This window comes from Micromonospora musae (genome assembly GCF_003626545.1).
Classification (GTDB): Bacteria; Actinomycetota; Actinomycetes; order Mycobacteriales; family Micromonosporaceae; genus Micromonospora; species Micromonospora musae.
The window spans coordinates 1-14,906 of record NZ_RAZS01000016.1 but is presented as its reverse complement, the minus strand read 5'-3'; the positions used below and the strand labels follow the sequence as shown (position 1 = coordinate 14,906).

Genomic DNA, 14,906 nt, shown 5'->3' with positions numbered 1-14,906 from the left:
GACTGGTCGCGCCGGCTCGGGCGGCACACGTTGCCCCACGTAACCGAATGTTTCCCCTATGCTTACCGAGTCTTTCGGGGCGGCGCTCGTGCTGACCGGGGAGGGCAGCGCTGTTGACCAGCTTCATCGCGTTCCTGGTCGCGGTCGCGCCCGGAGCCCTGTTGGGCTTCGCGCTACCGCCCGGCCGTTACCGCTGGGTCGCCTGGGCGGCGTCCCCGGCGCTCACCCTCGGCCTGATCGCCGTGGCGATGGCCTGGCTGCGACCGCTCGGCCTGCCCGACGGCGCCATGGCCGTGCTCGTCGCCGAGCTCGTGCTGGCGGGGGCGGCTGTCGCGCTGTCGCGGCTCGTCGGTCGCGGGCTCGTCGAGGACGCCGACGACCGTCCGCGATCCCTGCGCTCCCGTCTCCGGCTGCCGTCGGTGCGTCCGCGCCCGGCCGACATCGCGGGGCTGGCGGTGCCGACGGTGATCGCCGCCGGCTACGGCTGGCTGATCGTCGGCCGGCTGGCGGCCCCTCCCGGCTGGGACGCGATGAATCACGGCTACCTGAGCCGCCGGATCCTGGACACCGGCACCACCGCGATCACCGCCGCCTGCAGCTCCGGTTCGACCGACACGGTGACCTCCTGCGAGTTCTACCCGCTCGCCGTCAACGTGGCCTGGGCGCAGGCGACGCAGCTCTCCGGTGGCCCGATGAGCACCGTGATGACCACCTGGGCCCTGCTGGTCGGGCCGTTCGCGCTGGCGGCCGGGATCTACGCCTGCGTCCGGGCGTTCGGTGGGCGCCCGCTCGTGGCGGCGGCCGCCGCCACCGCGCCGGTGTTCGTCGGCCCGATGTGGACGTCGTTGCTCTCCGGCCGGATCACCGAGCAGGCGGCGCCGTGCCTGGCCGGCGGGCTGGCCCTGCTGATCGCGCTGGCCGTCCGGGGTCGGCATCCGGTGCGCACGGGTCTGCTCGCCGGCCTGGGCGGCGCCGGCATCGTCATGACGCACTCCTACGACGTGCTCTTCATCGGGGTGCTCGCGATCGGCCTGATCGTGGGGCTGCGCGAGCGGCTGCGCTGGCGGACCGTCGGCGCGGCCGCCGCCGCGATGGTGATCGCCGGGATCGGCGCGATCGCGCCGCTGCTCGGCACGATCGCCGGCGCGGGCGGCGAGCGCCTGACCGAGAAGCCGCAGCTGCTCGGCCGATGGGGCGAGGCGGTCGAGTTCTGGTTGACGGATCCGCAGCGCTACATCCTGCTGGGCTTCCCGGGCCCGGGCACCGCAGACGTCGCGCCCTGGCCGCTCAGCGTCCGGATAGCTCTCTGGATCACGGTCGCCTGCCTTCTCGCGTCGCCGCTGGCCCTGGTGCTGCGACAGCTGCGCTGGGCCCGGCCCTGGCTGGCGGCGGGGCTGGCCATCACGCTGGTCGGCATCGTCACCATCAGTTCGAACGCCGCGCTCGTGCAGTCGCTCGCCGCTCTCTGGTACGGCGATCCCGCCCGCCCCTGGTCGATGATCTTCCCGATCTACGGGGTGGCCACGGTGGCCGGCGCGGTGGTGCTCGGGCTCGGCCTGCGCCGGCTGCTCGCCCTGCTCGGCGTCCGGACGGCGGCGCTGCGGTGGCCGGCTCGCGCCGTGCCGCCCGTCGCCGCGATCGCCGCCGCGGTGGTGCTGAGCCTGGCGCTGCTCGCCGCGGTGCCCAGCAGTTGGCATCCGCTGCGCGGTGAGGTGAAGCGCCGGGCCCCGGTCGGCGACTCCTACGCTCGCGCGTTCGAGTGGCTCGACGCTCAGGTCCAGCCGGGTCAGGTCGTCGCGTACGACCGGCACCGGCAGTTCATGACGTGGTCGTACGCCGACCACGGCACGCCGCTGCTCTTCGGTATCCCGCCGTCGCGGACGGCGGTGGCGGAGAACTGGGAGGAGCGCTGGCGCGCCTGGCGCTGGCTGGTGAACAACGCCGACGCGCCACCCGCCGGCTGCGCCGTCCGTCGGCTCGACATCGGGTACGTGGTCGTGGGCAGCGCGAACTACCCCGGCTGGCGAGCCCACTATCGACAGTCGCGCCTGGACCGCAGCGACCGGTTGACGCTGGTGCACCGGGTCGACGGCATCCGGATCTACCAGGTCACCGACGCCGGGCGGGTCTGCGCCGGCCCGGCTGGGTGACCGTATCGGCACCATCCGGCGGTAAACACACGGTGATCGGATGGCATCCGGCAGTTGAATTCGTTGTTACCTTCGTGGATACCGACCGTTCGGCCGCCCGCAGGGCGGCGAGTCGCGGGGCGGGCGGGACAGGCCAGCATGTCGGCCCGGTCATCGAGCCGGCGCGAGGAGACGGGGACACGGTGAGCCACAGGCACCTCAGCAGGCGACCGGTGATCGTGGACGGACCCGGTCGGCCGTCCACGGTCCGGGTGCGACGGGAGAACGTGCGTTGATAGCGCTGCGCGTCTACCGGATGCTGCCGAAGGAACACCGGCTCCGGATGCTCCAGGTCCTGCCGCCGCGGCGGCAGCTGTGGCTGGTGCGCCGACTGACCCGGATCTCCAGCCGCGGGACGAGCGTGCCGGTGGGGAAGCTGCGCACCGCCCGCGACGGCGCCGCGCAGGTCCAGGCGCGCGTGGTCGCGGCGGCGACGCCGGCCGAGAGGTGGCGACACAACCTCGACCTGGTGACCGCGGCGTTCGACGAAGCCGGGGTCCCGCACTTCGCGGTGCCGACCCTCGACGAGCGGCGCAGTGCCGTCGCCGTACGCGAGCAGGACCGGGACGGGGCACTGCGGGCGCTCGCCACGGTGGGCGCGCAGGACGGGGTGACCGTGCGCCTTCCCGATCGCGCGCGGCCGGGCCGGTCGGTGGGGGTCGCGGAGGTCTTCGCCGCGGTCACCGACCCGTTCGGTCGTACCGTCCTCGGCCAGGCCTTCGCCTGCGACGTGGAGTTCTGGCCGGACGCGCCGACCGAGGAGTATCCGGTCCCGCACATCGCGGCGCCACGTCCCAACCGGATCGCCGCGGCTCTGCCGACGGTCGGCGCCACCGTCGCCGTGCCGGGCCGGCGGCTGAGCCGCTTCGCCGGTGAGGACACCACCTATCCGAGCCGGGCCGAGTTCGCCGGCCTCGCCCACGACCAGGTCACCTTCCCCATCGACGTGGTCTACACCTGGGTCGACGGTGACGACGGCGACTGGCGCGAGCGCAAGAACCGGGCGCTGCGCGAGCACGGGGCGGCCGAGATGAACGAGGTCGCGGCGAACGACGCGCGGTACGTCAGCCGCGACGAGCTGCGGTACTCGATGCGGTCGCTGGTCGCGTACGCGCCCTGGGTCCGGCAGATCTACCTGGTCACCGACGATCAGGTCCCGGCCTGGCTGGACGTCACGCACCCGATGGTCCGGGTGGTGCGCCACCGGGAGATCTTCGCCGACACCGGCCGGCTGCCGACCTTCAACTCGCACGCCATCGAGTCGCGGCTGCACCGCATCCCGGGGCTGAGCGAGCACTTCGTCTACGTCAACGACGACATGTTCTTCGGCCGGCCGCTGGTGCCGACCGCGTTCTTCCACGCCAACGGGATCGCGAAGTTCTTCACCTCGCCGGCCCAGCTCGACGTCGGCCCGGCCACCGTGCACGACGCTCCCGTCACCGCTGCCGGGAAGAACAACCGCCGGCACATCGAGGAGCGCTTCGGGCGCACGATCTCACAGAAGATGCGGCACGTGCCGTACCCGCTGCGCCGCAGTGTGCTGGAGGAGATCGAGCGGCACCTGCCGGCCGAGGTGCTGGCCACCGCCGAGCACCAGTTCCGGCACCCCGGGGACCTGTCGATCCCGTCCTCGCTGCAGCACTACTGGTCGTACCTCTCCGGCACCTCGGTCCCCGGCTCCATCCGGTACACCTACGCCGACCTGGCGCACCCTTCCACACCGGTGAAGCTGGCCGCGCTGCTGTCCCGGCGGCACTGCGACGTGTTCTGCCTCAACGACACCGACTCCAGTGAGGTCCTGCTCTCCGAGCAGCAGGCGATGCTGGCGGACTTCCTCTCCGCGTACCTCCCCTTCCGGGCGCAGTTCGAGGTGTCGCCGGAGGTGGAGGCGCAGCGCCTGGGCCGGACGGCCTCCGCCCTGGCGGCGGAGTTGCTCCCCGAGTCACCGACGAGCGCCGCCCCCCGGCAGGGCACCGGGCGTGCCCCGCACGACCCGGCCGGTCAGCCGGAGCCGGTGCGCTGACCCGAGGGTGGTGGCCGCGCGGCGCGGCCACCACCGTCAGGCCGGCAGGGTCGAGGGTCGCCGGCGACGCGGGACGTGCCGGCGGTACGGGCTCACGCTCTCCTCGCCCACCAGCCAGAACCGCCACGGGGTGTCGTGTGCCGCGGCGACCCCGACGCGCGGTCCGGCGGCGATCAGGGCCGGGTCGACGGGCGCCGACGGCGGTGCGAGCAGCACCGGCCCGGACCCGTCCAGGGCCGACGTGCCGTTGGCGTCGCGGTTGAGTCCGAGCGCCGTCACGAGCCGTGCCGGGCCGCGCGCGAGTTCCCGATCCGGGGCGTTCGCGCGCCGCTGCCGGGCGATCTCGATCCCCTCGGTCACGGCGCCGGCGCGCAGCAGGACGGCGGCGGCCTCACCCTCCCGGCCGCAGACGATGTTCATGCACCAGTGCATGCCGAACACGAAGTAGACGTAGACGTTCCCCGCCGGGCCGAACATCACCTCGGTACGTGGGGTCGGGCCCCGGTGGGCGTGCGAGACCGGGTCCTCTCCGGTGCCGGCGTACGCCTCGACCTCGGTCAACCGGATCTTGACGCCGTTCGCCGAGACGGTCCAGCCGAGGAGGGTGCGAGCGGTCGTGGCGACCTGTGCGGCCGGTGCGTGGAGCCAGGAGTACGTCATCGTGCGGCAAGGCTACCGGGCGGGCCGGGCGCCGTCTGGGCTGCGACGGCGCCGTCGGGTGGGGGAGGAGGGGATCGGGCAGGGCCAATGGCCGGGGTGGGGTGGCGGCCGTCACAGTGGTGGTCCACATTCGGAATTATTGAGCAGTCAAGTATGTTGTCGGGTGCGAAACGGCCGCCGGGCCGCGGCCAACAACCCGAGGAGCTGTCATGCAGTTCGGAATCTTCAGCGTCGGTGACGTCACCGTGGATCCGACCAACGGTCGGGCGCCGACGGAGCGCGAGCGGATCAAGGCGATGGTGGCGATCGCGCTGAAGGCCGAAGAGGTCGGGCTCGACGTGTTCGCCACGGGCGAGCACCACAACCCGCCGTTCGTGCCCTCGTCGCCGACGACCATGCTCGGTTACATCGCGGCGCGTACCGAGCGGCTGCTGCTCTCCACCGCGACCACGCTGATCACCACCAACGACCCGGTGAAGATCGCCGAGGACTACGCGATGCTGCAGCACCTCGCTGACGGCCGGGTCGACCTGATGATGGGCCGCGGCAACACCGGCCCGGTCTACCCGTGGTTCGGCAAGGACATCCGCGCCGGCATCCCGCTCGCCATCGAGAACTACGACCTGCTGCACCGGCTGTGGCGGGAGGACGTGGTCGACTGGAAGGGGCGTTTCCGCACCCCGCTGCAGTCGTTCACCTCGACGCCACGCCCCCTCGACGGCGTACCGCCGTTCGTGTGGCACGGCTCGATCCGCAGCCCGGAGATCGCCGAGCAGGCCGCGTACTACGGTGACGGCTTCTTCCACAACCACATCTTCTGGCCGAAGGAGCACACCCAGCGGATGGTCAACCTCTACCGGCAGCGCTTCGAGCACTACGGCCACGGCTCCGCCGACCAGGCCATCGTCGGGCTCGGCGGCCAGGTCTTCATGCGGAAGAACTCGCAGGACGCGGTGCGCGAGTTCCGGCCGTACTTCGACAACGCCCCGGTCTACGGGCACGGCCCGTCGCTCGAGGAGTTCACCACGGAGACGCCGCTGACCGTGGGCAGCCCGCAGCAGGTCATCGACCGGACGCTCACCTTCCGCGACTACGTGGGCGACTACCAGCGTCAGCTCTTCCTCATGGACCACGCCGGGCTGCCGCTGAAGACGGTGCTGGAGCAGCTCGACCTCCTCGGCGAGGAGGTCGTCCCGGTGCTGCGCAAGGAGTTCGATTCGATGCGCCCGGCGCACGTGCCGGCGGCGCCGACCCACGCCTCGCTCGTCGCCGCCGCCGGCGGCGCCAAGGACAGCACCGTGCACGCCGTGGACGACGTGACGGGCAAGGCGCCGGAGGTGAACCGATGACGACGCGTACCCTCGCCATCGTCTCGGCCGGCCTCAGCCAGCCGTCGGCCACCCGCCTGCTCGCCGACCAGCTCGCCGCCGCCACGCGCGGCGAGCTGGCCGGCCGGGGCGAGACCGTCGACCTGCGCCACGTCGTCCTGCGTGAGCACGCCCACGAGGTGACGAACAACCTGATCACCGGCTTCCCGGCCGAGTCGCTGCGGGCGGTGCTCGACACGGTGACCGGCGCCGACGGGTTGATCGCCGTGACGCCGATCTTCAACGCGTCCTACAACGGGCTCTTCAAGTCCTTCTTCGATCTCATCGAGGCGGACGCGTTGACCGACCGGCCGGTGCTGATCGCCGCGACCGGCGGTACGGCGAGGCACTCGCTGGCCCTGGAGCACGCGGTGCGCCCGCTCTTCGCCTACCTGCACGCGGTGGTGGTGCCGACCTCGGTCTTCGCCGCCCCCGAGGACTGGGCGAGCGGGGAGGCCGACGCCGGACTGCGGAGCCGGATCGACCGGGCCGCCGCCGAGCTCGCCGAGCAGGTGCACCGGCGGCCGGTCTCCACCGGTCCGGCCGACCCCTTCGCCCTGACCACCAACTTCGAGGAACTGCTCGGCCGCCGCGAGCCCTGACCGGCGTTCGCCGCCGTCGGGCCCGCGAGGCGGCGAGCGCCTCGGCGGCGCGGCGCGGTCCGGCGGGCCACCCCGCCCGCCGGACCGCGCCGCCGGCCGTCGGCAGGTGCGCCGGCCGGCGCGGTCAGCCGACCCAGCCGTCATCGTGGTCAGCCGGCCCGGCGGTGATCGTGGTCAGCCGGCCTGGCGGTGATCGTGGTCAGTCCGCCTGGCGGTGATCGTGGTCAGTCCGCCCGGCGGTAGTCGTGGGCGACGAGCACGGGACAGTGGGCGTGATGCACCAGCGCCTGGCTCACCGAGCCGAGCAGCGTGCCCACGAACTCGCCCCGGCCCCGGGTGCCCACCACGATCAGCGCAGCGCCCTGGCTCGCCTCGATCAGCGCCTGCTCGGCCGAGCCCGCCCGTACCGTCCGGCCGGTCACCGCCAGGTCGGGACGGCCGTCCCGGGCCGTCGCCACCGCGCCGGCCAGCAGCGTCGACGGCTGCTCCTCCGGCGCGACCCGCCCGCCACCGGCCTCCTCGGCGTGACGCCCCGCCTCGGCGTGGACGAGCACCAGCTCGACCCCGCGCCGGAGGGCCTCGTCGGCGGCGTAGCGCACCGCCAACGCGGCGGACTCCGATCCGTCGACGCCGGCCAGTACCGGCCCCCGCCCCGGTTCCGTCCCCTCGGAGGGGCGCACCACCAGCACCGGGCAGCGCGCGTGCGCGACGACCTGCGCGCTCACCGAGCCCAGCAGCAGACCCCCGAAACCGCCCAGCCCCCGGCTGCCCACCACCACCAGCTCCGCGCGCTGCGACTCCTCGACGAGCGCCGCGCCCGGGCCACCGGCCACCTGCGCCGCCTCGATGTGCAGCCCCGGCCAGCGGTCGGCGAGCTCATTCACCGCCCGCTCCAACATCTGCTGCCCGGCGTCGGTGGGCGCCGGCAGGCCCAGGTCGTACGGGGTGAGCGGCACCCCGTAGCCGAGCGGGTGCAGGTAGCCGTGCAGCAGGCGCAGCGGCAGGTTCCGCGCGGACGCGGCGCGCGCCGCCTCCTGCGCGGCCGCGAGGCTCGCCGGGGATCCGTCCACCCCCACCACGACGGGTCGGTTCATTCGGCCCTCCAACGCTCGACCAGGTCATTGTCGGCGTGGTCACGGCCGTTCGCGGCGTTTCCCGCCCGCCCGGCGTCGCTCAGGTGGAAGTCGCCGCGACACGCCGCGCCGGGCAGCGGCCGACGTCGGCACGGTCAGGGCCGGGTGGTGGCCGGGCCGACCGGCCCGACCACCACCCGGGAGCGTCGGCGGCCTGCGCCGCCCGCCGTCAGGACCCGTCAGCGGTACGCACGTGCCGGACGATCGCCAGCGGCGAGTGCGCGTGGTGCAGGACCGTGTGGCTGACCGAGCCGAGCAGCAGGCCGCCGAGCGCGCCGCGACCGTGCGCACCGACCACCACCAGCTGGGCGTCGCGAGACTGCTCGACGAGCGCCTGCGCGGGGGAGCCGTGGACCAGCTCGTGCCGCACCGACACGTCCGGGTAGCGCTCGGCGTGCCCGGCCACGGACTCGGCGAGCACCCGCTCCTCCTCCTCGGCGAGCGTCGACAGGTCCACCATCAGCGGGCTCACATCACCGGGGAACAACACGACCGGGTTCAGCCAGGCGTGCACCGCCACCAGCGAGGTGCCCCGGTGCGACGCCTCCTCGAAGGCGAAGCCGACCGCCTCGGTGGAGAGCTCGGAGCCGTCCACGCCCACCACGACCGGGCCGTCGGCGCGCGGTTCGCCATGCACGACGAGCACCGGGCACTCCGCCCGGGCGGACACCTGGACGGTGACCGACCCGATCAGCAGATCGGCGAAGCCGCCCAGGCCGCGATGCCCGAGCACCACGAGCGCGGCGTCACGGGACTCGTCGAGCAGCACCAGGGTGGCCGATCCGTCGACCACGACGCCGGAGGCCCGCACCTCCGGGTTCACCTTGCGCGCCTCGGCAAGGGCCTGGGACACGAACTGTTCGGCCTCGCCGCGTAGCCCCTCGGCCTGCGCGGGGAACGGGGCGGGGCCGAGCTCGGCGGCGGTGAGCGGCCAGCTGAACGCGTGGACCACCCGCAGGGGACGGTGCCGGTGTTCGGCCTCCCGGGCCGCCACCCGGACCGCCTCCAGGGCGGAGTCGGACCCGTCCACGCCCACCACGACGGGGGCACCGGTGTTGATGGTCATGACTACCTCCTTCGTCCGGGTCGAGTTCCGCTCCACCGGCCGACGGTCGGTCGGAGCAGCTCGTCCCGGATCCCGGGCCGTCGGTGCCGGATCACCCGGTGCGGCCCGCTCTCCTCACGCTTTCGCGTCTGGTCGCCGTGCTGCTGCGCGACCGCCCGAACGTACCGCCGTGGCTCGTCGCCGCGGCTGTGGCGGCGCCTCCGTGTGACCCCCGTCCAACCGGACCCGTTGTGGGAACGCGCCCGTCGGACCGCCGGGAGCGCGGCAGCGATCGACGGGACGTCTACCCGCGGTCACCCGCCGGGTGACCGACGGCGGGTACCGGTTCGACGTCGCGGTGCCGCACGACCAGCTCGTTCACCTCGAGCCGGCCGACACGCAGCTCCCGCAGGACGGCCCGGCGGATCGAGAGCCGGCCGACGGCTAGGGCGGCGACCGCGACGGCTCCGCCGGCCAGTGCCGACACCGCGAGCGCCCCGACGGCCGAGGCACCGAGCGCCCGCGCGCCGACGGCCAGCGCCCCGCTCGCCCGGGCGGCGCTGCTCGCCGCGCGCCGGTCCCGTCCGATCCGCGCCTGTCTCATCCACCCATCCTGGGCCGTAGCGCTACGAGCCGGGCCGCCATCGCCGAGTCTCCGCTCGTTCGCGACCGAACCCGCTCGCCGCCCGACCGGCTGCGCCGCCGGCACCGGCGGTACGGCACGCCGTCGCGGCGGGCGTCCGTTCCCCGTCCGGCCCCGTCGGGCCTATCCTCTCCGCGTGACCGCTGACCTGCACCTGCGTCCGGTGCGCGACGACGACCTGCCGGAGTTCTACCGCCACCAGTCCGATCCCGAGGCGGTCCGGATGGCTGCCTTCACCGCCGACGACCCCGACGACCGGGGCGCCTTCGCCGCCCACTGGCACCGGGTGCGCACCGACCCGGGGATCGTCTCCCGCACGGTCACCGTCGACGGGCGGGTGGTGGGTCACGTGCTCGCCTTCCCGGTGGGGGAGCAGACCGAGGTCAGTTACTGGATCGACCGGTGGCACTGGGGTCAGGGGTACGCCACCGCCGCGCTCGACGGACTTCTCCAGGAACTGCCGCAACGCCCGGTGCACGCCCGGGCCGCCAAGGACAACTTCGGCTCCCTCGCGGTGCTGCGCAAGTGCGGTTTCGTCATCCGGGGCGAGGACCACGCCTACGCCGCCGGCCGCGGCCGCGACGTCGAGGAGTACGTGCTGGAGCTGACCGTCTGACGGCACCCGCCCGCCGGGCACGCTGACCAGGACGGGCACTACCCTCGCGGAGTGAACTGGCTCGAACTCTTCGGCTGGCTCGGCTCCGCGGTGCTGGTCTGGTCCCTGCTGCAGACCCGCATCCTGCGGCTGCGCGCGTTCAACCTGGTCGGATGCCTGATCCTGATCGGCTACAACGCCACCCTGCGGGTCTGGCCCATGGTCGGGCTGAACGTCGTCCTCGCCGTGATCAACGTCTGGTACCTGCGGCGGATGCTCGCCACCCGGCACGACGAGGCGACGTACCAGGTCGTCGAGGTCGGAGTGCACGACCAGTTCCTGGCCCACACCCTGCGGGTGCACGCCGCGGACATCGCCCGGTTCAACCCCGGCTTCCACTGGCCGCCCGCCGACGACCAGCCGGCCGGCGCGGCGCGGCGATCCGCGTTCCTGGTGGTCCGCGCCGACGAGGTGGTCGGCGTGGTGCTGGCGCACGCCGAGGCGCACGACGTGGCCCAGATCGACCTGGACTACGTGACCCAGCGGTTCCGCGACTTCACCCCCGGGGAGTTCGTGTACCGGCGCAGCCGCCTCTTCACCGACCGAGGCTTCCGCCGGGTGGTCAGCCCGCGCGGCATGGTCGCCCCGTACTACCACCGCCTCGGCTTTCGCCGCACCGGTGACGCGTACGTCCTCGACCTGCCGGTCGCCGCCTGATCCGTCGACCACCGGCGACGGTGCCGGCGGGGCGAGGATTCACCATCGCGCCCAGTGGGCACAGATGCGCGTACGCCGACGGGGGCCTCCGGTCGGCGGCGTCGGCGGGGTCCGGCGCGGTCGTGCGAGGGAGAGCCGGGCGTGCAGAGCTACTGGGGCCAACTGGCCTTGGTCGGGGTCCTGGTCGTGCTGAACGCCGCGTTCGCCGGCAGCGAGATGGCGCTGGTCTCGCTGCGGGACAGCCAGATCCAGCGGCTGGAGCGCGGCAGCCGCGCCGGACAGGTGCTGGCCCGGCTCGCCAAGGACCCGAACCGCTTCCTGGCCACGATCCAGATCGGGATCACGCTCGCCGGCTTCCTCGCCTCGGCCGCCGCGGCGGTCTCGCTGGCCCGGCCACTGGTCCCGCTCTTCGCGGCGCTCGGCGACGCGGCCGAGCCGGTCGCCATCGTCGCGGTCACCCTGGCGCTGACCTTCGTCACCCTGGTCTTCGGCGAGCTGGCCCCGAAGCGGATCGCCATGCAGTCCGCCGAGCGGTGGGCGCTGCTGGTGGCCCGCCCCCTGGACCTGCTCGCCGGCCTCACCCGGCCGGCCGTCTGGGCGCTCGGCGCCACCAGCGACCTCGTCGTACGCCTGGTCGGGCTCGATCCGAGTCCGCAGCGCGACGAGATCAGCCCCGACGAGGTGCGGGACATCGTCGCCGGCAACCACGGCTTCACCAAGGAGCAGCAGACCATCATCGCCGGCGCCGTGGAGATCGCCGACCGGCGGTTGCGAGCCGTGCTGGTACCGCGGCTGCAGGTCTTCTGCCTGGACAGCGGAACGACCGCGGAGGCGGCCCGGCTGGTGCTGGCCGCCAGCGGCCACTCCCGCGCGCCGGTGGTCCGCCACGGCGGCCTGGACGACGCGGTCGGCGTGATCCACCTGCGGGACCTCGTCGGCCTGCCCGACGACCGGCCGGTCGACGAGTTCGTCCGCCCGCCGATGCTGCTGCCCGACTCGCTGCCCGTGGTCGACGCCCTGCGCCAGTTCAAGGCCGAACGCCAGCACATCGCCCTGGTGGTCGACGAGCGCGGCGCGGTGGACGGGATCGTCACCCTCGAGGACATCCTGGAGGAGATCGTCGGGGAGATCTACGACGAGACCGACCGGGACGTGCGGGCGGTGCGGACCGATCCGGACGGCACGCTGCGCCTGCCCGGCACGTTCCCGGTGCACGACCTGGCGGCCGTCGGGGTCGAGCTCCCTGGTCGGCCGGAGGGCGACTACACCACGATCGCCGGCCTGCTCCTCGCCTGCCTCGGGCACATTCCCACCGTCACCGGCGAGGACGTCGCGTTCGACGGCTGGCGACTGGAGGTCGCTCGCATCGACCACCGGGCGATCACGGAGGTACGGCTGCGCCGCTGTGATCCGCCCGCCGACGCCGCCGACGCGCCGCCGCTGCTCGACCGGGCGGGCGGCTGACGTCGGGCGTCAGGCGGCGGGAGCGAGGTTCTGCAACCGGACCTGGCCGCGGGCGACGAGGCGCTCGGCGTCGTCGGTGATCTCCACCTGCCACAGCTGCTGGCTGCGGCCCCGGTGGATCGGCGTGCCGACAGCGGTCAGCTCGCCGTCGCGTACGGCGCGCAGGAAGTCGGTCTGGTTCGACACGCCGACCACGGTTCCCCGGTCGGCCAGCCAGAGGGACGCGCCCACGCTCGCCGCGGTCTCCACCACGGAGCAGTAGACCCCGCCGTGCTGGATTCCGAACGGCTGGTGCAGCTCCGGCCGGACCTGCCAGCGGATGACCACCCGGTCGCCGGTCGCCTCGTCGATCTTGAGGCCGAGCAGCTCCACGAAGCCCCCGGTGGGGTCGGGCATATCCACGACACACGCCTCCTCGATCGAAGTGGGGCCAGCCTAGCGGCGCGTTCCGGCAAACCCGCTACGGGCGGCGGCAGCCGATGAGGGAGAATCGTGGACCGTGACCGACAGCAGCATCCCGCCGTCCGGGCGGGATTCCCTGACCGATGACCTGCTCTGGCGGGGCCTGATCCAGGACTCGACCGGCCTCGACGAGCTGCGCGAGCTGCTCGACGGCGGGAGCACCACCTTCTATGTGGGTTTCGACCCGACCGCGCCGAGCCTGCACGTCGGCAACCTGATGCAGGTCGTGATGGCCCGGCGGCTCCAACTCGCCGGGCACCGGCCGCTGCTGCTGGTCGGCGGGGCGACGGGCCAGATCGGCGACCCGAAGGAGAGCGCGGAGCGCACCTTGAACTCGCCCGAGGTGATCGCCGGCTGGGTGCAGCGCATCCGCGACCAGCTCGCGCCCTTCGTCTCGTACACCGGCCAGGACGCGGCCCAGCTGGTCAACAACCTCGACTGGACCGGCGAGATGTCGGTGGTGGAGTTCCTCCGCGACGTCGGAAAGCACTTCCCGGTCAACAAGATGCTCGCCCGTGAGGTCGTCAAGGCCCGTCTGGAGACGGGCATCAGCTACACCGAGTTCAGCTACCAGCTCCTGCAGGCGAACGACTTCTTCGAGCTGCATCGGCGGCACGGGTGTCAGCTTCAGTACGGTGGCTCCGACCAGTGGGGCAACATCACCGCCGGGGTGGACTACGTCCGCCGCCGCGGCGCCGGGCCGGTGCAGGCGTTCACCACCCCGCTGGTGACCAAATCCGACGGCACCAAGTTCGGCAAGAGCGAGACCGGCGCGGTCTGGCTCGACCCGGAGATGACCAGCCCGTACGCGTTCTACCAGTTCTGGGTCAACGCGGACGACCGCGACGTGGACCGCTACCTGCGCTTCTTCAGCTTCCGCCCGCGCGAGGAGCTGGAGGAGTTGGCGAAGGCGACGGCGGAGCGTCCGGCGGCGCGGCTCGCCCAGCGGGCGCTCGCCGAGGAGCTGACCACCCTGGTGCACGGCGAGCGGGAGATGGCCCAGGCAGTCGCCGCCAGTCAGGCGTTGTTCGGGCGGGGCTCCCTCGAGGAGCTGAGCCTGGCCACGTTGCGTGCCGCGCTCACCGAGGCGGGGCTGGCGCAGCTGGCGGAGCTGCCCGACGTCGCGGGGCTGCTCCGGGACTCGGGTCTGGTGCCGAGCCTCAAGGAGGCCCGGCGGGTCATCGCCGAGGGCGGCGCGTACGTCAACAACAACCGGGTGACGGAGGTCGACGCCCAGGTCTCGGAGTCCGACCTCCTGCACGGGCGGTACCTGGTGCTGCGCCGGGGCAAGCGCTCCTTCGCCGGCGTTGAGCTGCGGCGATAGTCGTATGTCGACGGTGTGACGCGCGACGCGCTCCGCGGATTTGACGATCGGTCCGCGGGGCGCGTAACTTTCTCTCTGCCAGCGCGGAACGGACGAAACGGGGCGAAAGTCCTGAAGGCCGGAGCGCAGGAACGACCTCCGGGTCAGAGGCCGTACGGCTCTCCGACCTGGAACCCGGGTGGTGCCCCGGATTCGCCGCGAGGCGGATTTGGTGAGGCGGAACCGACCGGGTATGGTTCACGACCGGCAGGGCACCGGGCGAGCTCGCGGGAGACCGCAGCGGCCGGCCTACCGGAACCCGTGAGGAGAACGGCGGAAGCCGGTCGAGTCAGGGTGCCCGCAAAAAGGGTTGGAAGCACGACAAACCGCAAAACAGCGGTTTGACACGGCAGAAACCAGCGGGTAACGTAGTAAAAGTGCCCGGCGCGAGAGCGGCGGGACGCGGAGCGAAATGCCCCGGATGATGGGCTCCCCTGGTGGGGGTTGTCGGATGGTGTGTGGTTGTTCTTTGAGAACTCAACAGGGTGCTTGATAAGCCAGTGCCAAATTGATTTATACCCCGGACTGGTTGATTCTTCGGGATCTTCCGGTTGGGATTCCTTTGGCAACATTTTGTTGCCGGGACATTTTTTCCACAAAGATTTTTGTTGGAGAGTTTGATCCTGGCTCAGGACGAACGCTG

The 14,906-nt window shown here is 72.8% G+C and carries 13 protein-coding genes; 8 read left to right on the top strand and 5 right to left on the bottom strand.

The window, feature by feature from the left end; all coding sequences use genetic code 11:
- The first annotated feature begins 113 nt into the window (after positions 1-113).
- Together D7147_RS30180 and D7147_RS30175 are read left to right on the top strand one after the other, a co-directional pair.
- A complete protein-coding gene (locus D7147_RS30180; protein ID WP_120683809.1) occupies positions 114-2,150 on the top strand; it encodes a DUF6541 family protein in 2,037 nt (678 codons plus the stop codon).
- A gap of 271 nt (positions 2,151-2,421) precedes the next feature.
- Positions 2,422-4,212 (top strand): stealth family protein, encoded by a 1,791-nt coding sequence (locus D7147_RS30175; RefSeq protein ID WP_233563578.1) that lies wholly within the window; start codon positions 2,422-2,424, stop codon positions 4,210-4,212.
- Positions 4,213-4,248: 36 nt separating this feature from the next.
- Here D7147_RS30175 and D7147_RS30170 read toward each other — a convergent pair whose 3' ends face one another.
- Positions 4,249-4,872: a DNA-3-methyladenine glycosylase gene (locus D7147_RS30170; RefSeq protein WP_120683807.1), complete on the bottom strand. Its 624-nt coding sequence runs from the start codon at positions 4,870-4,872 to the stop codon at positions 4,249-4,251.
- A 209-nt stretch (positions 4,873-5,081) separates the two neighbouring features.
- Between D7147_RS30170 and D7147_RS30165 the strand changes: the two genes are divergently transcribed.
- Positions 5,082-6,221 carry an LLM class flavin-dependent oxidoreductase gene (locus tag D7147_RS30165; protein ID WP_120683805.1) on the top strand — a complete coding sequence of 380 codons (1,140 nt, stop codon included), beginning with the start codon at positions 5,082-5,084 and terminating at the stop codon, positions 6,219-6,221.
- Complete coding sequence (locus D7147_RS30160) at positions 6,218-6,841, top strand: FMN reductase (RefSeq protein ID WP_120683803.1); 624 nt, start codon at positions 6,218-6,220, stop codon at positions 6,839-6,841. Before D7147_RS30165 ends, D7147_RS30160 begins: the two co-directional genes overlap by 4 nt.
- Positions 6,842-7,065: 224 nt before the next feature.
- On the opposite strand, the gene D7147_RS30155 is transcribed toward D7147_RS30160, so the two are convergent.
- The 3 genes from D7147_RS30155 to D7147_RS30145 form a co-directional block, all read right to left on the bottom strand.
- On the bottom strand, positions 7,066-7,935 hold the full coding sequence (locus tag D7147_RS30155) for a universal stress protein (protein ID WP_120683801.1): 870 nt from the start codon (positions 7,933-7,935) through the stop codon (positions 7,066-7,068).
- A 208-nt stretch (positions 7,936-8,143) separates the two neighbouring features.
- The gene (locus tag D7147_RS30150; RefSeq protein WP_120683984.1) at positions 8,144-9,040 is read right to left on the bottom strand and encodes a universal stress protein; all 897 of its coding nucleotides are present in this window, start codon (positions 9,038-9,040) and stop codon (positions 8,144-8,146) included.
- 283 nt (positions 9,041-9,323) lie between these two features.
- The gene (locus D7147_RS30145) at positions 9,324-9,623 is read right to left on the bottom strand and encodes a hypothetical protein (protein WP_120683799.1); all 300 of its coding nucleotides are present in this window, start codon (positions 9,621-9,623) and stop codon (positions 9,324-9,326) included.
- Between the two features lie 175 nt (positions 9,624-9,798).
- Here D7147_RS30145 and D7147_RS30140 point away from each other — a divergent pair, with 175 nt between their 5' ends.
- From D7147_RS30140 to D7147_RS30130, 3 genes are all read left to right on the top strand, one after another.
- Positions 9,799-10,278 (top strand): GNAT family N-acetyltransferase, encoded by a 480-nt coding sequence (locus D7147_RS30140; RefSeq protein WP_120683797.1) that lies wholly within the window; start codon positions 9,799-9,801, stop codon positions 10,276-10,278.
- Between the two features lie 51 nt (positions 10,279-10,329).
- Positions 10,330-10,974, top strand: coding sequence for a hypothetical protein (locus D7147_RS30135; RefSeq protein ID WP_120683795.1), 645 nt, complete (start codon positions 10,330-10,332; stop codon positions 10,972-10,974).
- Between the two features lie 141 nt (positions 10,975-11,115).
- Positions 11,116-12,438, top strand: a complete 1,323-nt coding sequence (locus D7147_RS30130; protein WP_120683793.1) for a hemolysin family protein — start codon at positions 11,116-11,118, stop codon at positions 12,436-12,438.
- A gap of 9 nt (positions 12,439-12,447) precedes the next feature.
- Here the strand turns inward: D7147_RS30130 and D7147_RS30125 are convergent, their stop codons facing one another.
- Entirely contained in the window at positions 12,448-12,834 is a 387-nt protein-coding gene (locus D7147_RS30125; protein ID WP_199716492.1) for a PaaI family thioesterase, read from the bottom strand.
- Between the two features lie 103 nt (positions 12,835-12,937).
- On the opposite strand from D7147_RS30125, the gene tyrS reads away from it, so the two are divergent.
- Complete coding sequence (tyrS, locus tag D7147_RS30120) at positions 12,938-14,224, top strand: tyrosine--tRNA ligase (protein WP_120683789.1); 1,287 nt, start codon at positions 12,938-12,940, stop codon at positions 14,222-14,224.
- Positions 14,225-14,906: the final 682 nt, after the last annotated feature.

Coding starts and splice junctions, on each gene's coding strand:
- D7147_RS30170 (WP_120683807.1), bottom strand. CDS start 4,872: ATGACGTACTCCTGGCTCCACGCACCGGCCGCACAGGTCGCCACGACC.
- D7147_RS30165 (WP_120683805.1), top strand. CDS start 5,082: ATGCAGTTCGGAATCTTCAGCGTCGGTGACGTCACCGTGGATCCGACC.
- D7147_RS30160 (WP_120683803.1), top strand. CDS start 6,218: ATGACGACGCGTACCCTCGCCATCGTCTCGGCCGGCCTCAGCCAGCCG.
- D7147_RS30155 (WP_120683801.1), bottom strand. CDS start 7,935: ATGAACCGACCCGTCGTGGTGGGGGTGGACGGATCCCCGGCGAGCCTC.
- D7147_RS30125 (WP_199716492.1), bottom strand. CDS start 12,834: ATGCCCGACCCCACCGGGGGCTTCGTGGAGCTGCTCGGCCTCAAGATC.
- D7147_RS30145 (WP_120683799.1), bottom strand. CDS start 9,623: ATGAGACAGGCGCGGATCGGACGGGACCGGCGCGCGGCGAGCAGCGCC.
- D7147_RS30150 (WP_120683984.1), bottom strand. CDS start 9,040: ATGACCATCAACACCGGTGCCCCCGTCGTGGTGGGCGTGGACGGGTCC.